This is a genomic window from Dryocola clanedunensis, from assembly GCF_038405435.1.
GTDB lineage: Bacteria > Pseudomonadota > Gammaproteobacteria > Enterobacterales > Enterobacteriaceae > Dryocola > Dryocola clanedunensis_A.
On sequence record NZ_JBBYHZ010000001.1, the window covers coordinates 807,754 to 828,485 of the forward strand.

At 55.9% G+C, this 20,732-nt stretch carries 17 protein-coding genes; 5 read left to right on the forward strand and 12 right to left on the reverse strand.

The genetic code is table 11. From position 1 onward, the window contains the following. Positions 1-13: 13 nt before the first annotated feature. Genes AAE045_RS03765 through AAE045_RS03775 form a run of 3 tightly spaced genes read right to left on the reverse strand, consistent with a single transcriptional unit; the run spans position 14 to position 3,752 of the window. Positions 14-2,155, reverse strand: a complete 2,142-nt coding sequence (locus AAE045_RS03765; protein WP_455546518.1) for a polysaccharide biosynthesis tyrosine autokinase — start codon at positions 2,153-2,155, stop codon at positions 14-16. 20 nt (positions 2,156-2,175) lie between these two features. Continuing rightward, positions 2,176-2,610 carry an arsenate reductase/protein-tyrosine-phosphatase family protein gene (locus AAE045_RS03770; protein WP_455546519.1) on the reverse strand — a complete coding sequence of 145 codons (435 nt, stop codon included), beginning with the start codon at positions 2,608-2,610 and terminating at the stop codon, positions 2,176-2,178. After that, positions 2,607-3,752: a polysaccharide export protein gene (locus AAE045_RS03775; protein ID WP_455546520.1), complete on the reverse strand. Its 1,146-nt coding sequence runs from the start codon at positions 3,750-3,752 to the stop codon at positions 2,607-2,609. The genes AAE045_RS03770 and AAE045_RS03775 overlap by 4 nt, the downstream gene beginning before the upstream one ends. A gap of 328 nt (positions 3,753-4,080) precedes the next feature. Here AAE045_RS03775 and AAE045_RS03780 point away from each other — a divergent pair, with 328 nt between their 5' ends. Continuing rightward, complete coding sequence (locus AAE045_RS03780) at positions 4,081-4,971, forward strand: LysR substrate-binding domain-containing protein (protein ID WP_455546521.1); 891 nt, start codon at positions 4,081-4,083, stop codon at positions 4,969-4,971. Positions 4,972-5,037: 66 nt separating this feature from the next. Here the strand turns inward: AAE045_RS03780 and AAE045_RS03785 are convergent, their stop codons facing one another. From AAE045_RS03785 to soxR, 4 genes are all read right to left on the reverse strand, one after another. Continuing rightward, positions 5,038-6,684: a Na+/H+ antiporter gene (locus tag AAE045_RS03785; protein WP_455546522.1), complete on the reverse strand. Its 1,647-nt coding sequence runs from the start codon at positions 6,682-6,684 to the stop codon at positions 5,038-5,040. Positions 6,685-6,833: 149 nt separating this feature from the next. Then, positions 6,834-8,183, reverse strand: coding sequence for an NCS2 family permease (ghxP, locus tag AAE045_RS03790; protein ID WP_455426083.1), 1,350 nt, complete (start codon positions 8,181-8,183; stop codon positions 6,834-6,836). 349 nt (positions 8,184-8,532) lie between these two features. Then, positions 8,533-9,201: a glutathione S-transferase family protein gene (locus tag AAE045_RS03795; protein ID WP_455546523.1), complete on the reverse strand. Its 669-nt coding sequence runs from the start codon at positions 9,199-9,201 to the stop codon at positions 8,533-8,535. Positions 9,202-9,534: 333 nt separating this feature from the next. Continuing rightward, positions 9,535-9,990: a redox-sensitive transcriptional activator SoxR gene (gene soxR, locus AAE045_RS03800; RefSeq protein WP_455546524.1), complete on the reverse strand. Its 456-nt coding sequence runs from the start codon at positions 9,988-9,990 to the stop codon at positions 9,535-9,537. Between the two features lie 86 nt (positions 9,991-10,076). Here soxR and soxS point away from each other — a divergent pair, with 86 nt between their 5' ends. Continuing rightward, positions 10,077-10,400, forward strand: a complete 324-nt coding sequence (soxS, locus tag AAE045_RS03805; RefSeq protein ID WP_455426086.1) for an AraC family transcriptional regulator — start codon at positions 10,077-10,079, stop codon at positions 10,398-10,400. A 1-nt stretch (position 10,401) separates the two neighbouring features. Here the strand turns inward: soxS and AAE045_RS03810 are convergent, their stop codons facing one another. Continuing rightward, positions 10,402-11,997 (reverse strand): EAL domain-containing protein, encoded by a 1,596-nt coding sequence (locus tag AAE045_RS03810; RefSeq protein ID WP_455546525.1) that lies wholly within the window; start codon positions 11,995-11,997, stop codon positions 10,402-10,404. Between the two features lie 520 nt (positions 11,998-12,517). Here AAE045_RS03810 and AAE045_RS03815 point away from each other — a divergent pair. Together AAE045_RS03815 and AAE045_RS03820 are read left to right on the forward strand one after the other, a co-directional pair. Then, positions 12,518-12,799, forward strand: a complete 282-nt coding sequence (locus AAE045_RS03815) for a YjcB family protein (RefSeq protein WP_455426088.1) — start codon at positions 12,518-12,520, stop codon at positions 12,797-12,799. A 97-nt stretch (positions 12,800-12,896) separates the two neighbouring features. Further along, on the forward strand, positions 12,897-14,438 hold the full coding sequence (locus tag AAE045_RS03820; protein WP_455546526.1) for a transglycosylase SLT domain-containing protein: 1,542 nt from the start codon (positions 12,897-12,899) through the stop codon (positions 14,436-14,438). Between the two features lie 54 nt (positions 14,439-14,492). Here AAE045_RS03820 and ssb1 read toward each other — a convergent pair whose 3' ends face one another. Further along, positions 14,493-15,032 carry a single-stranded DNA-binding protein SSB1 gene (gene ssb1, locus AAE045_RS03825; RefSeq protein ID WP_271131218.1) on the reverse strand — a complete coding sequence of 180 codons (540 nt, stop codon included), beginning with the start codon at positions 15,030-15,032 and terminating at the stop codon, positions 14,493-14,495. Positions 15,033-15,259: 227 nt separating this feature from the next. Here ssb1 and uvrA point away from each other — a divergent pair, with 227 nt between their 5' ends. After that, positions 15,260-18,085, forward strand: a complete 2,826-nt coding sequence (gene uvrA / locus AAE045_RS03830; RefSeq protein ID WP_455546527.1) for an excinuclease ABC subunit UvrA — start codon at positions 15,260-15,262, stop codon at positions 18,083-18,085. Between the two features lies 1 nt (position 18,086). Here the strand turns inward: uvrA and AAE045_RS03835 are convergent, their stop codons facing one another. The 3 genes from AAE045_RS03835 to tyrB form a co-directional block, all read right to left on the reverse strand. After that, positions 18,087-18,440: an MmcQ/YjbR family DNA-binding protein gene (locus tag AAE045_RS03835; RefSeq protein WP_455546528.1), complete on the reverse strand. Its 354-nt coding sequence runs from the start codon at positions 18,438-18,440 to the stop codon at positions 18,087-18,089. Between the two features lie 147 nt (positions 18,441-18,587). Then, the gene (aphA, locus tag AAE045_RS03840) at positions 18,588-19,301 is read right to left on the reverse strand and encodes an acid phosphatase AphA (RefSeq protein WP_455546529.1); all 714 of its coding nucleotides are present in this window, start codon (positions 19,299-19,301) and stop codon (positions 18,588-18,590) included. 212 nt (positions 19,302-19,513) lie between these two features. Further along, a complete protein-coding gene (gene tyrB / locus AAE045_RS03845; protein ID WP_455546530.1) occupies positions 19,514-20,707 on the reverse strand; it encodes an aromatic amino acid transaminase in 1,194 nt (397 codons plus the stop codon). Positions 20,708-20,732 lie beyond the last annotated feature (25 nt).

Sequence of the window (20,732 nt, forward strand, 5' to 3'; positions counted from 1 at the left end):
AAAAGCATTGCACCTATAGTGGTGCGGAATAGTTGCTGTGGCCGTAGGCGGAGGGGCTGCCCTCGTGAACGGCGTTAAACACCACCCCATCCAGCGTGATATTGCACTTTGAAAAGCGGCTCAGCGCAATATCCAGATCCCTGAGGTTATTGGTTTTATAACGCAGCACCAGCAGCGCCAGGCCAACGTGCTGCGCGACGATAGCCGCATCGGTAATGGGCAAAATGGGCGGCGTATCGATTATCACGTAGTCGTACTGCTGCTGCGCCCACGTCAGCATCGGCAGAAAGTGCTGGCTCATCAAAAGCTCCGACGAGTGCGCCGAGCTTTCCCCGGTCGAGATAAAATCCAGCCCCGGATGGCCGGTAGTCTGAATGGCCTCAGCGGCGTCGAGCCTGCCCTTCAGGATGTCCGCCACGCCCTGGGTTTTACGCATGCCAAGCAGCTCGTGCAGGTATCCACGGCGAAGATCGGCGTCAATCAGCAGAATGCTTTTTCCCGCGTCCGCCATCACCGCAGCCAGATTGCTGCTGATAAATGTTTTTCCCACGCCGGAGGTGGCGCTGGAAATCATGATGATGTTTTTGTTCTGCTTGTGCACCAGTGAGATAAAAATGCCGGTACGCAGGCTGCGCAGCGCTTCGATAGCCAGATCTTCCGGGTGCGCTTTGCTCAGCCAGTCTTCCCGGCCAGGATGCTGGTTATTTTTCAGGTGTCGGGTTTTGGCATACAGCCACTTGCTCAGCGGCACGGACCCCAGCACGCTGACGCCCCGCTTCTCAATGAGCTTCGTATCATCAAGGGGGCCGCGCAGGATATGCATCAGCATAGACCAGCCGCAGGACACCACGAGTCCGAACAGGCCCCCGAGCACCAGAATCAGCCCCTTCTTGCTGCCGACGGGAAGCGGATCGCTGACCGCTTCATCAACAATCCTGACGTTCGCTACCGTGCTGGCCTTCGCAATGCTCAACTCCTGCTGTTTGGACAGCAGCTGCATATAGATTTCCTGCTCTGCTTCCACATCGCGCTTTATGCTGACGTAGTCCTGCTGCGTTTTAGGGATGGTGGCGATCTGCTGGTTTAGTTCACGCTTCTCTTTTTCAAGCAGGGCATCTTTTTCCATCAGCGAGCGGTAGAGCGGATGACCTTTGGTGTAATGCTTAGAAAGCTCGATTCTGGCAAGCTGCAGCTCATTTTGCTGCGCCTGAAGGGTGACCAGCGACTCGAGGATATTTTTCGCCTCAAGGGGCAAATCCACCGAGCCGTTAACCTGCATAAACCGATGCAGCTTCTGGTCAGCCTGACGCAGCCGCTGCTGGGTGCCGGGAAGTAAATTATTCACGAACTCAAGGCTTTTGGAGGTTTCTTCGGCCTTGCGCGCAATATTATCCTTCATGTAATTCTGGCTGATACTGTTGAGGATGCGCATATTGTTCCGCTTGTCGAAGCCGGAAAAGGTGACGCTCAGCAGACCGCTCTCTTTGCCCTGCTCGGCGGCATTCAGGTGCTTAAGCAGATCGCGGGTGACATTAAACCGCGAATGCTCGATCAGGTTAAATTTTGTCCCGGCAGGAGCAGCAATGCTCGCAACATTAATTTTTATGCCGTTTGCGCTTACCGGCTGATTTGTTTTGCCCACCAGCGGCTCGGCTCCGGCGAAGCTCAGTTTATAGCTGTCCGGGGACGTGACGGTAAGCGTCCAGGCTTCATCTTCATATTCCGGTGGAACATCAAACTGAACAACGCGGACGCTTTTTTCGGTCGTATCCTGAAATAAATCCAGTAACGCCCCAATTACCGGCACCTGTTTCTGCGTGACTTCAATCTGCAACCCTAAATCAGCAATCGTTTGATTTAGGACGCGCCGGGAAGTCAGAATGCCAATTTCCGTTGGGGTAGAAGATGCATTCATATCAAAGGGGCTGAGGAATTTACCGATCAGACTGTTGGCGCTATTTTTTTCAACCTGGATTAAGACGCTGGCGCTATATACCGGCTTCTGCGTAGTGGTATATAAAAAGGCAAGCAGTAAAAATGCCAGCGTTGTAAAGATGATTTTATATTTATTTGCATAAAACAGCGCCAGCAGGCTCAGGAGATCGATTTCCTCATCCCGGCTCATTAAGGTTTGCAGATTCTTTTCCAGGTTCATTAATGTTCATCCGTGACGTTTCAAGGGCCTAATGCTTTTCCCCAGGCATTAGCGGCATAGCTAATTGTTTGATAGATAATTTGATAATACTCTCTGCTTTTTTGATAAGGGTCCGGAATATCATTCCGGCCCGCCATCTGGCTGAACAGCAAAGACCTGCCGCTTAGCTGCGGATAAAGCTGCTTGATAAGCCGCAGGTGGCCGCTTTCCATGGCCAGTATCAAATCGTGCTGGAGAGCCGATTCGAGCGTGAATTTCTCCGCCCGGTGATCCGCTATATCCATGCCGTTCTCGCGGGCAACGGAACTCATAACGGCATCCACCGGCATATCTGGCCGCGCCTCAAGCCCGACCGAATTGACAACGATTCCGGGGAGCAGGGATCGCAAAAGTCGTTCCCCCATCGGGGAACGGCAGATATTCCCCATGCAGACAACCAGCACTGACTTTATCACCCGCCCCCCCAGTTCCTGATAAGCCTTGCCGCCTCGGTCATGTCTTTCACGCCGCTGATTGTCGGCACCAGCTGGGCAATGACGCGGTTCCAGCGGGCAACCGGAGCAGTGGTGACATAGACGATGTCATAAGGCTCAAGCTCGAAACCCGTCCCCAGCACAAGGGCGCTGGCGTCACTGGCATCCAGCTGGTAGATAGCGGCAATTTTATTCTCTTCTGCTTTGGTTTTCTGAGCGCGAATGACGAAAATACCTGTGGCATCCGAAGTTGACTGATTTATCCCTTGCGCATGGCCCAGCGCCTCGGTAAGGGTCATGCCGCTGCTGTCCATTTTCAGCACCGTTTGTTTATTTACTTCACCCATGACAAAAATTTTCAGATCGTCATTGCGGGGAATATAAAGAACGTCCCCCGCCAGCAATAAGCGGTTTTGCATCAGGTCGCCGGATTTAAGCAGCGCTTTCATTGAAAGCGTCTCTTTATTGCCTTTATGGATCAGTACGGCATTATTCCAGTCGGCGGCTTCCGTCAGCCCACCGGCCTGGTTAAGGGCATCAATGATCGTTAAGGGGACGTTGGTAATGGGCTGCTGGCCGCTTTTTACCACCTCACCTGTGATATAGGCTTTTTGGGAGTGGAAGCTGGCAATGCTGACATCAACCTGCGGGGATTCAATCCAGGGCGCAAGCTTAGTGGTTAATACCTGCCTTACCTGTTCTAATGTTTTCCCCTGCACCTTAATTTTACCCGCGTAGGGATAGAAAATGGTGCCGTCGGCCTGCACCCAGTTTCCCGAATCGCTGGCGCTGCGGTACTGCCCGGCGGGCGTCGTCAGTTCGGGATGATCCCACACCGTAACCGTTAGAATATCGCCCACGCCTATACGATAGACATATGCCTGCACCTGCTTGTCCAGCGAACTATTATTTTGCGGGGTGGCTTTCACCGTGGAAAGAGAGGCAACAAGCTGAGGAGTAATAGCATATACGCTAAATAAATCTTCGATATTAGCCTGCGCGTCTGCGGCGTTAACTTTCGCTTTTCCGGAGACATCCAGATGTGTTCCTGGAGAAAATGAACATCCAGAAACAATGAGCATCCCCAATAAAAGGAACAGATGCGCAGGCGCTATTTTATCCATTACCACCACACTCAGAGTCGTCCATAAACAAAAATATAATTGCCATTCGCAAATAAAATATATGGCATCCCGCCAGTTCGTGAATATCATATAAAAAACCACACCTGTCAATGCAGCTTGCGGCTCCCCCCGCCTAAAATAGGAAAACACCCAGGATTATTTACATATGAATAAATTATATTACAACGCTTAATGTGTATATTAATCATTACTTAATAAATATATTTAATAACTTCCCCCTTACGCACGGGATTAATTTCCTTAAGACACTGCAAAGAATAGACATTATGAATTAGAATGAAGACAGGCATAGACATAGGGAATGACCATGGATATCAGAACGCTTCGCTACTTTGTAGAAGTCGTCCGCCAGCAGAGTTTTACCCGCGCAGCGGAAAAGATGTTTGTCACCCAGCCCACCATCAGCAAAATGCTGCGCAACCTGGAAGACGAGCTGGGCTGTACCCTGCTGATCCGCGACGGCCGCAAGCTGCTGCTCACCGATACGGGACAGGTGGTGTTTCAGCGTGGCCTGGCGATTCTGGCAGAGTTTCGCCAGCTGGAAGCCGAACTGGGCGACATCAACCATCTGAATAAGGGCGTGCTGCGGCTGGGTATTCCGCCGATGGTGGGTATGCTGATGACCGGGCCCATCGGCCTGTATCGCCAGCGCTACCCCGGCGTAGAGCTGAAAATTTCTGAATTTGGCGGCCTGACGGTGCAGCAGGCGGTGATAAACGGCGAGCTGGATTTAGCCATGACGGCGTTCCCCACCGAAGACGAAAACCTATTCTGCCGCCTGCCGCTCTTTCGCCACCGCCTGTGCGTGCTGGTGCCCCGCTCCGGCCAGTGGATGTCGCGCACCAGCGTCGATCCGGGTGAGCTTGCCGCCCACCCGCTGCTGATTTACAACGAAGACTTTGCCCTCAGCCGCCAGCTAATCCAGCTCTTTCAGGAGCACGGATTTACGCCGCAAATTGCCGTACGCAGCGGGCAGTGGGATTTTCTTGCGTCGATGGTGCAGGCGGGCATCGGCATCGCTATTCTGCCGGAGCCGATCTGCGAAAAACTGGATAAATCCACGCTGATGTGGCTGCCGTTAAACAGCCAGTTAAGCTGGCAGTTAGAGATGATCTGGCGGGAGGGTGTTTATATCTCCCAGAGCGCACAGGCGTGGATTGCCTGCTGCAAAGAGTTCTGGCCGACGGTTGAAAACTAGCGGCTGGTGGATGACGCTGGTGATTAACCACTCTACGGTCAGGTTAGCACCAGCGTCGCTTGCGGATTAATGCTGCTCGACTAACAGCGCCTCCAGCAAATCCAGGTCGTGCAGCAGCTTCATCAGCGTGTCATTGCTGATTTTTTGCGTCGCGCGCAGATGATAAAGCTCGGCACGTTCTGAGCGTAAAGCCGCCAGTCGGAAGCGCCGCTCGAGGTTCTCTTCCAGCACGCTGCTCTCCACGTCGTTGCGCCCGTCGGCACGGCGGCGCAGATTCCCGATGACCCGCGAACTCACCTCTTTGAGCAGCTGATCGTCGATATTCTCTTTGGTGTCCGCCGCCAGCCGCTCTTCCATCTTCTGGATCGCGACAATCGCCACCTCCGCCGTTGCCGAGCGGGCCAGCCGCTCCTCCGTACGGGCGACCGCTTTGTCCGGCACATCTACGTTACGCAGCAGGATCGGCAGCATCACCACGCCCACCAGCAGCGAGAAGAGAATGACCCCCGCAGACAGGAATATCAGCTCATAGCGCGCCGGGAAGGGTGAGCCATCCCCCAACAGCAGCGGAATAGAGAGCACGCCCGCAAGGGTTATCGCCCCTCGCACGCCCGCGAAAGAGGCGATGGCCAGCTCGCGCGTCGTATAGTTGCCAAACTCCAGCGGCCGCTTTTTCAGGAAGCGCAGGCTGAGGCGCTTCATCGACCACAGCCACAGGAAGCGCACGCCAATCAGCGCGATGTAAATCAGCCCGATATCCAGGAACAGCATCCACAGCTCCACGTTTGGATCGGCGTTTGCCGCAGCGACGGAGGTTTCGAGAATGCCCGGCAGCTGTAGTCCCAGCAGCAGGAAGACCATGCCGTTGAAGACAAACTCCAGCATCGCCCAGACGCTGTTAGCACGCAGGCGCATCGCCAGCGGCGCGCTGCGCAGCACGCCGGAACGGGTAATGGTCATCCCCGCCGCCACGGCAGCCAGAATGCCCGACACGCCGATGTGCTCGGCAATCAGATAGGAGGCGAACGGCAGCAGAAGCAGCAGCAGGATTTGCGTGGCGGGCTCATCGCCGCTCCAGCGGCTCATCAGGCGCAGTGATTTACCGTACAGCCAGCTCACCGCAATGCCCGCCAGCAGGCCGCCGATGGCAACCTTAAAGAACTCGAGCGTTGCGCCACCCACGGTGAATACCATGGTGCCAACCGCAACGGCGACGGCCATCTTCAGCGAGACCAGGCCAGAGGCGTCGTTCATCAGCGCCTCGCCCTGCAATATCCCCATGATTTTCTTTGGGATACGCCCTTCGCCGACAATGCCCGACAGCGCCACGGCATCCGTTGGCGACAGCACCGCCGCCAGCGCAAAGGCCGGGATCAGCGGAATGCCCGGTACGAGGTAGTAAATCAGGAAGCCAATGCCGACCACGGTGACCAGCACCAGTACCAGCGCCAGGCCGATTATTTCCCGCCCGTGGTTCAGAAACTCGTGGGTTGGCGTCTTCCAGCCGTCCGCAAACAGCAGCGGCGGAATGAACAGCACGAGGAACAGCTCGGGGTTGAAATCGACGTGCAAACCGAAGTGGGGCCAGGCCAGTACCGCACCAATGGCGATTTGCATTAACGGCAGCGGGATCTGGAACGGCAGCATACGCGTCGCGACCCCGGAGAGTGAAACCACAAGGGTCATGATGAGAATGGTAAAGAAAATTTCCATGCTTTCCTTCAGTTCGGTGTGTTGTGAAGCCCTTTTTTCAGGAGGTTGCTCCCATAATAGAACAACTTTCTACACCGGAAGGAAACAGGAAATGCCTTGAAGGAAAAGAAGCGTGCGGGTTACAGGACGTAACCCGCAAGAGATAAGAGCTAGATTGCCCAGCCGCCCGCGTAGAACGCTACCAGCGCAATCGCGATTACTACCGTGCCGATGTTCAGCTTGCGCCATTCACCGGAGACCAGACGGCCAATCACCAGCGTGGCGAAGCCGATCATGATGCCGGTAACGATGTTACAGGTCAGCACGATGAACACCGCGGTGATCAGGCCAGCCATCGCATCCACAAAGTCAGCAAAGTCGATTTTCGCCACGTTGCTCAGCATCAGCAGGCCGACGTACATCAGCGCAGGCGCGGTTGCGTAGGCAGGCACCAGGTATGACAGGGGGGAGAGGAACAGGATCAGCAGGAACAGCACGCCAACGGTGATGGCCGTCAGGCCCGTTTTGCCGCCCGCTGCCGTACCCGCCGCGGACTCAATGTAAACCGCCGCAGGGGCTGCGCCCACAAGGCCGGAGAACACGCTGCTCAGGGAGTCGGTGGTCAGCGCTTTGCCGCCGTCAATGATCTGCCCGTCTTTATCCAGCAGGTTCGCCTGACCGGCTACCGCGCGGATAGTCCCGGTGGCATCGAACACCGCCGTCATCACCAGCGCCAGTACGCTCGGCAGTACGACGGGATTCAGCGCGCCCATAATATCCAGGCTGCCGATCAGCGAATGGCCGGACTCATCTTTCAGCGACGGCATGGCGAAAATGCCGGAGAAGTGCACGGTTGGATCGAAGATCAGGCCAACGACGGAAACGCCGATAATGGTCAGCAGAATGCCGCCGGGGACTTTTAATTTCTCAAGGCCGATAATAACGGCCAGGCCAATCAGCGACATGATCACCGGGAAGCTGGCGAAGTTGCCCAGGGCAACCGGCAGGCCTTCCAGCGGGTTCTTAACCACCAGGCCCACGCCGTTGGCGGCAATCAGCAGCAGGAACAGGCCGATACCGATGCCGGTGCCGTGCGCCACGCCCATCGGCAGGTTGCGCAAAATCCAGCTGCGGATGCCGGTGGCGGAGATAATGGTAAACAGCACGCCCATCAGGAACACCGCGCCTAAGGCAACGGGAACGCTGATGTGCTGGCCGAGCACCAGGCTAAACGCGGTAAAGGCGGTCAGCGAGATGGCACAGCCGATAGCCAGCGGCAGGTTCGCCCACAGGCCCATAACCAGCGAGCCAACGCCCGCGACCAGACAGGTTGCCACAAAGACCGCTGCCGGCGGGAAACCCGCTTTGCCCAGCATGCCCGGTACAACAATGACGGAATAGACCATCGCGAGGAAGGTAGTCAGCCCGGCCACGACTTCCTGACGAACGGTGCTGCCACGTGCAGATATTTTGAACCAGGCGTCAAGACCGCCGGTCGCACGCGGTGAAGGAGTAGACATAGTGAAAAATCCCCTGAGATTTTTATGATTACGTTGTTACACGTGACGGACTTCCCGCTGCCGATTAAACATCTAATCCCTGGCCGTGATTGCGACAAAATGGGGCGTCGCAAAATAGCAAACGTTTAACTCCACGTGTAAAAACTGTGCGTCAAATTGAAGGCAAACGATTATCCGGTCTTCTTGAGTGGATTTTCAACCGAACTTTCTCGCTTTTTGCTGAAAATCGCGCTGGGCGAACAAATTATCGCCACGTCGTGCGCAAACGATATCGTCGATGCGCAATTTCGCAACAATACTGCAAGATACCGATAATGTTTTTCACTGACTCATAGGATTTCTGAATAGGTTAGCCGCCCGGGATGCCGAAGGGTCCGCCCTGGGTAATGGCACGTTGCCATGCCGGACGCTGCTGCGCATTTTTCAGCCATGCCTGGAGATTTGGCAGATCGTTAAGCCCCCCTCTTTCCAGCAGGGCGATAACCGGGAAAATCATCTGGATATCCGCCGCGCTGAAAGCCTGCCCGGCAAACCAGGGGGAAGTGCCGAGATAGTTTTCAATAAACCGGGCGTGCGTAAGGATCTGCTTATTAAGATAGGCCTTCTGCACGCCCTGCCCCAGCACATTACCTACCGGGCGCAGCAGCCAGGGCACGGGAGCCTTCCCAAGGCTGCTGAAGACCAGCTTCATCATCAAAAGCGGCATCAGCGATCCTTCGGCATAGTGCAGCCAGAAGCGGTATTGCAGCCTGTCCTGCGCGGCGATGGGCTTCAGGCGGCTTTCGGGATCGTAGGTCTCCTGGAGATATTCAAGAATGGCGCCGGACTCCACCAGCACATTGCCGTTGTCCTCCACCACCGGAGATTTGCCCAGCGGATGCACTTTTTTGAGCGACTCGGGCGCCAGCATGGTGGGTTCACGCTGGTAACGCACGATCTCGTAGGGCTGCTCAAGTTCTTCAAGCATCCACAGCACGCGCTGCGAGCGGGAGTTGTTCAGGTGATGGACGAGGATCATGGGCTAACCTTTTGTTTTCTGGGATGGGATAACTATAGGAAACGCTGCGTAAAACGGGGAATAAAAATCGCTCAAAAAACACACAATTTTTCTTGCTTACTCGCCAGCGGGTTCTACACTTAAGTTATCGGCGCAATCCGGAACCTCCTGAGAACCTGTAATTGAGGGGCGCTGACGTCGGGGGAAACCCTCCTTGCGAAAAGCGGGATAGATCGAAAGACAAAGACCGGGAACAAACTAAAGCGCCGAAGTCGGGCGCTTTAGTTTTGGGCTGAAATGTGGCGCAGCCCGGCTAAGCGCAGCGTCATCCGGCAATTCAAACCGGGCTTTATCCTAATCCTCCAGCAGGCGCGCGCCCGTTCCCTGCTCGCCCAGCCTGTCCCCCGGGTTACGCAAAGGACAGTCCGCGCCGGACAAACAGCCGCAGCCGATACAGCCGTCCAGCTCATCCCTTAATGCGGTTAGCGTATGAATCCGGCGATCCAGCTCCTCGCGCCACAGGGACGAAAGCTTCTTCCAGTCATTCTTATTGATGGAATGCCCGTCCGGCAACACGCCGAACGCTTCGCCAATCGTCGCCAGCGGAATGCCGATGCGCTGGGCAATTTTAATGATCGCCACTGTCCGCAGCACGTCGCGGGCGTAGCGCCGCTGGTTTCCGCTATTGCGCGAACTCTTGATCAGTCCCTTACTTTCGTAAAAGTGCAGCGCCGAAACGGCCACGCCGGTGCGCTTCGCCACTTCACCCGGTGACAGCAGGGATTTAAAACGGGGGGCTCTCTTTTCCAAAATGCGCTTTACCTCAAGTTAACTTGAGGAATTATACTCCCTGCCAGTTAACCCTGCTAATCGATAACGTTGATTAAGGAAGGCCCATGGCACACCAGGACATCATTTATACCCTGACTGAATGGATTGATGAGCATATCGACCAGCCGCTGAACATCGATGTGGTGGCGAAGAAATCGGGCTACTCCAAGTGGTATCTGCAAAGAATGTTCCGCGCCGTGATGCGCCAGACGCTGGGCGAGTACATTCGTCAGCGCCGCCTGCTGCTGGCCGCAAGAGAGCTGCGCTCCACCCAGCGGCCTATTTTTGATATCGCGATGGATTACGGCTACGTCTCCCAGCAAACCTTCTCACGCGTTTTCCGCCGGGAGTTTGACCGTACGCCGACGGACTACCGCCACCACGCCTGAACTATCGGGCGGGGCTGGTTGGCAGCGGGGTGTGCTGGCCTGCCAGCGCAAGCCAGTTAATAAAGTCATGCGGGGGCATCGCCTTTGCAAAGTGCCAGCCCTGGCAATACTGCACGCCGCGCGCCTGCAGCCAGTCAACCTGCTCCTGCGTTTCGACGCCTTCCGCAATGGTTTTCAGATCCAGACTGCGGGCCATATCAATAATATGTTCCGCAATGAGGTAGCAGGCCTTATCGGTGGTGAGATTATCGATAAAAGATTTATCAATCTTCAGGATATCCACGTTTAAAAACTGCAGATTATGCAGGTTGGAATAGCCCGTTCCGAAATCGTCGATGGCAATTTCAAACCCCGCCTGCCGGAAGGCCTGAATGACCGGCCTGGTTTTTGGCACGTCGATAAAGCCCCGCTCGGTTACCTCAACCTTTATCTGGTGGGCTTTCACGCCGTACTGCTCGATTTTCTCCTCCAGCACCGACACCAGGCGCGGGCAGTGGAAATCCGTGGCGGACAAATTAACGGATACGTAAAGCTCCGGATGAATCGCCAGAAATTCCCCAAGATCGTTGAACAGAGCGTCCACCACGTAATCCGAAATTCGCTGAATCAGCCCCTCCGCCTCGGCCAGCGGAATAAAGCTGGCGGGGCTAACGGACTGGCCGCTGTAATTTACCCAGCGCAGCAGGGCCTCTGCGCCGACGCATCTCCCTGACTGAATATCAATAATGGGCTGGTAGTGCAGCTTTAGCTGATTTTTCTCAATCGCGCGAATCAGCAGACGTCGGGGAGAATTAAGCTGCTGGCGAGTGCGCGACCACATCAGCAGAAGAATAATGCTGCAGATCACCCCCAGCGGCACGGTCAGCGTCAGCTGGTGAAACCACTCTTTATTGAAGCGCTCGCCGGACGTGGAGACGATGACCGCGATGGGCCGCCGCCGGGACTTTTCAACGGCGTAAACCCGATCATTATCCGTAAAGTATTTTTCGTTACCTAGAATAAACTGGTGCAAACGCTGCTTGTTTACCTGTTCGCTTAACGAGAAAAACTCTTTGGTGACAGTATCATAGACGCCATAATCCAGCGTGCGGTCATCTGACATGACGTCGGTGTAGGCCCGGGGATTAACCAGCGCAATATAATTCCCCCGCTGCATGTAAGTCATTTTATGGTCAGCAAAAAAGGGCGTGTCCAGATAATAGTAAATCGACACGTTTGGCTTACGGGTATAATTCGGTTTTGGCGCAGTGAACGGCACCGGAGGCTTATAAGCGGTGGAGCATAAAAATTCATTGCCCCTGCTGTAAATCACATCTTCGACATAAAGTTTGCTGCGCGCGATATCCAGCATTTTCTGCATATGCTTTGGGCTGCAAACCTGCCCGGAATACTGCCCTGCCTCCGCCTGTGCAGAAGCGACCTGCTGGATAACAAGCTCTGTTTTTTCGATCGCTAATTGCGCAAAAGAGCGTAGATGCTGCCTTGTCTCAGATGCAGCGCGAACGTGCGCAAAATACACAGCCAGCATAACGGGCAAAAACACCGTTAGCATCAGCCCCGCCGTCCGAAATATACGCAGGCTCATCCGTCTTGTCATGGTGGTCTCATGTCCCTGCTATTACCGCCCTTTACCCTTAACCGGAACACTCCCGCAATGTCTCGATTAAATTGCATGAATATTCATGCATAAGCAACAGGCGTTTTTTCCTTACTGACAAAGCTTAGAGCAAAATAAGTCGTTACGTAGCGACGCCCAGGAATAACCGGCGATAAGTTTTAGCTTACGGCGTAAAAATGGGCATTATTTTAATTAAACCAGCAGCGAATAAACCATTAACTGAAATTAGTCCGTATTCCCGGAATTTGATCCCAGCGGCAAAATGACGGCGGCAGGCCCGCCATCGGGTAAGCCACTGTTTAAGCAAAACGTGTGAAAAACGCACAGCGCTTCTGGCGATTAAAAAAGCAAATGTGATATAGTTCACAACTTCGCTGCAAGCGTAATTTTGTTTACATTTTCTGCAACCACTCATACTGACGGTTCTGTTCTGCTCTCTGGCGCACCTCATGATGCGACACCGTTACAGGTAATGAGTTTGCCTCTGAGGATCGGCTCCATGACTGCAATCACTACCGGCGTTTTACTTATGCGCTGGCCGTTAGTAAGTGCCGTGCTGATGTTTCTCGCCAGCACCCTGAATATTCAATTTCGAAAATCCGACTATGCGTTTTTAGCCGTCATCAGCAGCCTGCTGGGCATCGCCGCCGCGCTCTGGTTTGCCACCGGCCTGCTGGGCCTGACGTCGGCGGATTTCGCCGTGATGTGGTCGTCGTTTAAAGATGTGATGGTCGAGATTTCCAGCCACGCGCCGCCTGAATGGCCGATGGTGATGACCTGATAAGCCGCTCCGGCAGCCGCCGTCATTGCGTGCTGATCTAAGGCGAAGTATTGCAGTTTGACTAGAATGAATAGATGAAAGCTATGGAGTCAGCTCCATGAACGTCATCTCTCTTTCGCGGCTCGCCGTCACCTGCTTCGCCTGCCTTATCGCTTTTTTGTTAATTAACAGGGTCTCTGCCGCTGCCCCCGTAGAGGCTTTACCGCCACAGCCGGAACAATCGGATCTGGCAATCAGCGCGGACGCGATACTGCAGCCCTGGAAAGGTGATTTGCCCGGCATGCTCGACCGACGCGTCATCCGGGTTCTCACTACCTACAGCAAAACGTTTTACTTCCTTGATAGGGGCACCCAGCGCGGGCTTACCCACGACGCGTTTATCGCGTTAGAAAGCGATCTGAACCGCAGGCTCATCAAGGACAAAAAGCTTCAGCATCGCCATCTCCGGGTACAAATCATCTTCGTGCCGGTCGCCCGCGACAGGCTGTTTGCTGCCCTCAACGAAGGCAGGGGCGACATCGCGGCGGCTAACCTCAGCGTGACGCCCGCGCGTGAGAAGCTGGTCTCCTTTACAACCCCCCTGTATACCAACGTTAAAGAACTTCTCGTCTCCGGACCTTCATCCCCCAACGTGTCGACGCTGGAACAGCTCTCCGGCAAAACCGTCTTCGTGCGCTTTTCATCAAGCTATTACGAAAGCCTGCGGGCGCTCAACGTGCGTTTTGCTCGCGAATCTCTTCCCCTAATAACGCTCGAGCCAGCCCCCGAGGCGCTCGAAGATGAGGATCTGATCGAAATGCTCAACGCGGGCCTCATCCCGCTGATCGTTGTCGATCGTCACAAGGCTCTTTTCTGGAAACAGGTGTTTCCAGAAATTCAGGTGCATGAAGATGTGGTGCTGCGCGACGGCGCGGACATCGCCTGGGCGGTGCGCAAAAACAGTCCTCAGCTTCTCGCGCTGCTTAATGGCTTCGTTGAGGAGAACAGCAAGGGCAGCCTGCTGGGCAATATCCTGCTTACCCGCTACCTGAAAAGCGTTAAATACGTCAAAAATGCCGCGGCTGATGAAGAGCGACGCAAGCTGCTGGCGATGGTGGAGGTGTTCAGAAAGTATGGCGACCAGTATGACGTGGACTGGCTGCTGATGGTGGCGCAGGGCTATCAGGAGTCTCGCCTCGATCAGAGCGCCCGCAGCAAGGCCGGGGCGATTGGCGTGATGCAGGTTTTACCGAGCACCGGCAGGGAGCTGAACGTCGGGGATATCCGCAAGCTGTCCCCCAACATCAATGCCGGAGTGAAGTATATGCGCTGGATGATCGATCATTACTACCGCGACGAACCCATGACGCCTCTCGACAAGGCTCTCTTCACATTCGCCTCTTACAACGCGGGCCCGGCGCGCATTGCCCGGCTGCGTATCGAAACGCAAAAGCGCGGCTTCGATCCCAACGTCTGGTTTGGCAACGTGGAATATCTGGCCGCCGAGAAGATCGGCACCGAAACGGTGACCTATGTCAGCAACATCTATAAATATTACATCGCGTACCAGCTCATCATGAAGGAGCGGGCTCTTCAGCAGAAGGCGCGGGAACAATCGATGGGCCAGCCGGTGCCGGAAAAAGCAAAGGTGACAGAGTGAGCATTAAAAAAGCCCCGTAAAACGGGGCCCTGTGGGATTATTTATAACGGATAATCAGAACGGGATATCGTCGTCAAAATCCATTGGTGGTTCGTTGTTAGCCGGAGCCGCTGGTGCGCTCTGCTGCGGACGAGACTGCGCGCCGCCGCTGAACTGGTTGCCGCCCTGCGGCTGCTGAGGCTGACCCCAGCTGCCCTGCTGCTGACCGCCGTTGCCGCCAGCCGGTGCGCCTGCACCACCGCCAGCACGGCCACCGAGCATCTGCATGGTGCCGCCAACGTTGACCACGACTTCGGTGGTGTATTTTTCAACGCCAGCCTGGTCGGTCCATTTGCGCGTCTGCAGCGCACCCTCGATGTACACCTGGGAGCCTTTACGCAGATATTCACCGGCCACTTCCGCCAGTTTGCCGAACAGCACAACGCGGTGCCATTCAGTCTTCTCTTTGGTTTCGCCGGTTTGCTTATCGCGCCAGGACTCTGACGTGGCCAGGGTAATGTTGGCGACTGCGCCCCCATTTGGCATGTAGCGTACTTCCGGGTCCTGACCCAGATTCCCGACGAGAATCACCTTGTTTACGCCTCTGCTGGCCATGATCGTGTCTCCTGAAACGTTTTATGAATAGTGTAAACCCTCGATTCTACCATGCCACCCCCAATGTTTATAGCTGCGGGATGGATTCCAGAATCTCTCTTCGCTATACATTATTGCATTAAAGCACTGGATATCCATTCAGGTTTTATTGTGTCATAATTAGTCGTTTGCGATCTCCGGTGGCAATCCGTGCGCCGGGCATAAAGCGTTTAATCCGGGAAAGGTGAATGGATAAGATCGAAGTTCGGGGCGCCCGCACCCATAATCTCAAGAATATCAACCTCGTCATCCCTCGCGACAAACTCATTGTTGTGACCGGGCTGTCGGGTTCTGGCAAATCCTCACTGGCTTTTGACACGCTGTACGCCGAAGGGCAACGTCGCTACGTTGAGTCCCTTTCCGCCTATGCGCGTCAGTTCCTGTCGCTGATGGAAAAGCCGGATGTCGACCACATTGAAGGGCTGTCGCCGGCGATTTCTATCGAACAGAAATCTACTTCGCACAACCCGCGATCCACCGTCGGCACCATTACGGAAATCCACGACTACCTGCGTCTGCTTTATGCCCGCGTGGGCGAACCGCGCTGCCCGGACCACGACGTCCCGCTGGCGGCGCAAACCGTCAGCCAGATGGTGGACAACGTGCTGGCCGAGCCGGAAGGCCGCCGCCTGATGCTGCTTGCGCCGATCATCAAAGACCGCAAGGGCGAGCACACCAAAACGCTGGAGAACCTGGCAAGCCAGGGGTATATCCGCGCCCGTATCGACGGTGAGGTCTGCGACCTCTCTGACCCGCCGAAGCTGGAATTACAGAAAAAACATACCATTGAAGTGGTTGTCGACCGCTTCAAGGTTCGTGAAGATATCGGCCAGCGCCTGGCAGAATCCTTCGAGACCGCGCTGGAGCTCTCCGGCGGCTCCGCCGTCGTGGCGGATATGGACGACGAAAAAGCGGAAGAGATGCTGTTCTCTGCCAACTTCGCCTGCCCGATTTGCGGCTACAGCATGCGCGAACTGGAACCGCGCCTGTTCTCGTTCAACAACCCGGCTGGCGCATGCCCAACCTGCGACGGCCTGGGCGTACAGCAGTATTTCGATCCGGATCGCGTGGTGCAAAACGGCGAGCTGTCGCTGGCCGGTGGCGCAATCCGCGGCTGGGATCGCCGCAACTTCTATTATTTCACCATGCTGCGGTCGCTGGCGGAGCATTATAAGTTCGACGTAGAAACGCCGTGGAACGAGCTGAGCGCGTCGGTGAAGAACGTCGTGCTGCACGGGTCCGGCAAAGAAACCATCGAATTCAAATATATGAACGATCGCGGCGACACCTCCGTACGCCGCCATCCGTTCGAAGGCGTTCTGCACAATATGGAGCGCCGCTATAAAGAAACGGAATCTTCCGCCGTGCGTGAAGAGCTGGCGAAGTTCATCAGCAGCCGCCCTTGCGCCAGCTGCGAAGGCACGCGCCTGCGCCGTGAAGCCCGCCACGTGTTCGTTGAGAACACCCCGCTGCCCACCATTTCGGATATGAGCATCGGTCATGCGATGGAATTCTTCCAGAACATGAAGCTCAGCGGCCAGCGCGCGCAAATCGCCGAAAAAGTGCTGAAGGAGATTGGCGATCGCCTGAAGTTCCTGGTGAACGTCGGCCTGAACTACCTGTCCCTTTCCCGTTCCGCAGAAACCCTCTCCGGCGGTGAAGCCCAGCGTATCCGCCTGGCGAGCCAGATTGGTGCCGGGCTGGTCGGCGTGATGTACGTGCTGGATGAGCCGTCCATCGGCCTGCACCAGCGCGACAACGAGCGCCTGCTGGAGACGCTGATCCACCTGCGCAACCTCGGCAACACCGTGATCGTGGTGGAGCACGACGAAGACGCGATTCGCGCCGCTGACCATATCATTGATATCGGCCCTGGCGCGGGCGTACACGGCGGCCAGGTAGTGGCGGAAGGCAGCATGCAGGACATCATCGATGCGCCGGAATCTCTGACCGGACAGTTCCTGAGCGGCAAACGCGAGATTTCTATCCCGAAAAACCGCGTGCCGGCCGATCCGGAAAAAGTCCTCAAGCTGATTGGCGCGAAGGGCAACAACCTGAAAGACGTCACGCTGACGCTGCCGGTAGGCCTGTTTACCTGCGTTACCGGGGTTTCGGGTTCAGGTAAATCAACGCTGATTAACGATACGCTGTTCCCGCTCGCCCAGCGCCAGCTCAACGGCGCGACCATCGCGGAACCGGCGGCCTATCGCGACATTCAGGGGCTGGAACATTTCGATAAAGTTATCGATATCGACCAGAGCCCGATTGGCCGTACGCCGCGTTCAAACCCGGCAACCTATACCGGCGTGTTCACCCCGGTACGTGAGCTGTTTGCGGGCGTGCCGGAATCCCGCGCGCGCGGCTATACGCCGGGGCGCTTCAGCTTTAACGTGCGCGGCGGGCGCTGTGAGGCCTGTCAGGGCGATGGCGTGATCAAAGTCGAAATGCACTTCCTGCCGGATATCTACGTGCCGTGCGACCAGTGCAAAGGCAAACGCTATAACCGCGAAACGCTGGAAATTAAATACAAGGGCAAGAGCATTCACGAAGTGCTGGATATGACCATTGAAGACGCCCGCGCGTTCTTCGATGCCGTGCCTGCGCTGGCGCGTAAGCTGCAAACGCTTATCGACGTGGGCCTGTCTTACATTCGCCTTGGGCAGTCGGCAACGACGCTCTCCGGCGGTGAAGCCCAGCGCGTGAAGCTGGCGAGGGAGCTGTCAAAACGCGGCACGGGGCAGACGCTCTATATTCTCGATGAGCCGACCACCGGCCTGCACTTCGCGGATATTCAGCAGCTGCTGGAAGTGCTGCATCAGCTCAGGGACCAGGGCAACACCATCGTGGTCATCGAACATAATCTGGACGTGATTAAAACCGCGGACTGGATTGTCGACCTTGGCCCGGAAGGCGGCAGCGGCGGCGGCGAGATCCTCGTTTCCGGCACCCCGGAAACGGTCGCCACCTGCGAGGCGTCCCATACCGCGCGCTTCCTTAAGCCATTGCTCAGGTAAATTACCTGCCGAGCTGCTGCCTGGTCTGATCGGGCAGCAGCGACAGCGCCTGCTGGTAAGACGCATCCACCAGATAGTAAATCTGTGAATCCGGCAGCGTGCCGTCGAGGTATACCGTGCTCCAGTGCGCCTTGTTCAGGTGCGCGCTGGGAAACACGTCCTTATGGCTTTCCCTCAGTAAATCAGCAAGCTCCGGGCTCGCCTTCAGCGAAACCGCCGGACGTTTTTCCACGTCGTGCACCATGGCGTAAAGCACATCCGCCACTTTAATCTGCGTGGCCTTCCAGTCGCTGTGAACGGTTTGTTCCGCGCCAGGCTTATTCATGCAGTACTGCAACAGCTCCGAATTGGTCATCTTATTCCCCTGATAGCGTGGTCATGATGTGATGGGCCTCCCTAAGTGTGCGACCCGGACGCCAAAAGGTACAACCCGGCGGGGCAAATTAGATGAAAAAAACGGCGATGGGCCTTCGCGCATCGCCGTCATTCTTACCGTTAAGGCCTAGTATTCTGAGTTCACTATCACTTCTTCGCCAAACGCGCCCGCTTTCGGCAGCGGCTGGTAGCTGGAGTTGGAAGCCCGCAGCACGCGAATGCCGCGCGCGCCCATGTCCTGTGCGGCCGTAATGTCGTTATCCGAGTCGCCGTAGAAGATCTTGATCTGCTTGTCCTTCAGCCACTGGGTTTTGGTGTTCTGGCCTTCTTTGTCGCCGGCAAAAATAACCGGATTCACCGCGCTCTGCGGGATGAGGAAATCATTCTGCAACGTTTTAGTGACGGTTTCGGTTTTCGTCTGGCTGCGCCCGGTCACGAAATAGATGCTGTCGCCGCGCTTCAGGTGCAGGGTGATCAGCTGCTTCGCCACCTCTTTCGGCATGCTGAACTCGTCCCAGCCGTTGTTCATCTTTTCCCAGAACTCCGGATTTTTCAGGTAGTCCTGTTTGCCCGGCGAATACTCCTTCTGGCCGCGATAAAAGCCCGGGCTTGAGAACAGCACCGTGTCATCGATATCGAACCCAACCGCAATCGGCGGGCGGCCCAGCAGGCTATTTTCAATTTGCGCCACGGAAACCCAGTGCACGGGTGCCTGCTGAGCAAGCTGGGCAACGGTAACGCCCGGGTTGAGAGGAGCCGGGGCAGATTCTTTCGCAACAACGGAGTGGTTCAGGCCAAGCAGTAAACAGGCGGCGCTAAAGGCCAGGGTAATTTTACGCATCGTCATCCCTATTTCGTCAGTTTTTTTATCGTTATAAACCAGAGCGGCTGGTCAAAAATTTATCTGACCATACCTGCGGGACGCTGACAGATAAAGGTTTTTTGCGGGATATGTCTGAGAAAATGGCGACGATCACAGAATATGCGGGACGTAATTGCAGGGCGGATAAGCGAAGCGCCATCCGCCCTGCAATAAATAACGTGAGTAAGTACTTACATTACAGCAGCAAAAGCCTTAGCCACGCGGCGCACGTTGTTGCTGTTCAGGCCCGCGACGCACATGCGCCCGCTGGCGATCAGGTAAACGCCGAACTCATCGCGCAGGCGGTCGACCTGCTCCGCGCTCAGGCCCGTATAGCTGAACATGCCGCGCTGGGTCAGCAGATAGTCAAAGTTGCCCCTCGGCACCTCTGTTTTCAGCACGGAAACCAGCGCCTGGCGCATGTCGAGAATACGGCAGCGCATGCTCTCCACTTCGGCTAGCCAGCTGGCCTTCAGGTGTTCATCGTTCAGCACGGCTGCCACAACCTGCGCGCCAAAGTTCGGCGGGCTGGAGTAGTTGCGGCGCACGGTAGCTTTAAGCTGGCCGAGCACGCGGCCCGCGGTTTCTGCATCTTCGCAGACGACAGACAGCCCGCCGACGCGCTCGCCGTAGAGCGAGAAAATCTTCGAAAAGGAGTTGCTGACCAGCGCAGGCATGCCCGTACCGGCAATAGCGCGAATGGCGTAGGCATCCTGATCCATGCCCGCGCCAAAGCCCTGGTAGGCGATGTCGAGGAACGGGATCAGCTCACGCGCTTTGAGGATTTGAATAACCGCATCCCACTGGGCGTTCGTCAGGTCCGCACCTGTCGGGTTATGGCAGCAAGGGTGCAGCAGCACAACGCTCCGGGCCGGTAATTTATTCAATGTTTCAAGCAGGGCTTCGAAACGCACGCCGTTGGTTTCGCTGTCGAACCACGGGTAGGTATTCACCGTAAAGCCCGCACCGGCAAAGATAGCGACGTGGTTTTCCCAGGTCGGATCGCTGACCCAGACCTGCGAATCAGGGAAGTAAGTTTTCAGGAAATCCGCACCAACCTTCAGCGCACCAGAGCCGCCGAGCGTCTGGATTGAAGCGATACGCCCGTCGCGCAGCGCTTCGTGCTTAGCGCCAAACAGCAGCGGAGCAATGGCGTTGCGGTAGGTGTTCAGGCCTTCCATCGGCAGATAAAGGGAGGCGCCGTGCGGCTTCGCGTTAAGGCGAGCTTCGGCTTCCGCCACCGCCTGCAGCTGCGGGATCACCCCATCTTCGTTGTAGTACAGACCAATGCTGAGGTTGACCTTGTCGGCGCGGGGATCAACTTTGAAGCGTTCCATCAGGGACAGAATCGGGTCGCCAGCATAGGCGTCAACTTTTTGAAACACGGTGGGGTTCTCCTGGTTTACGGTG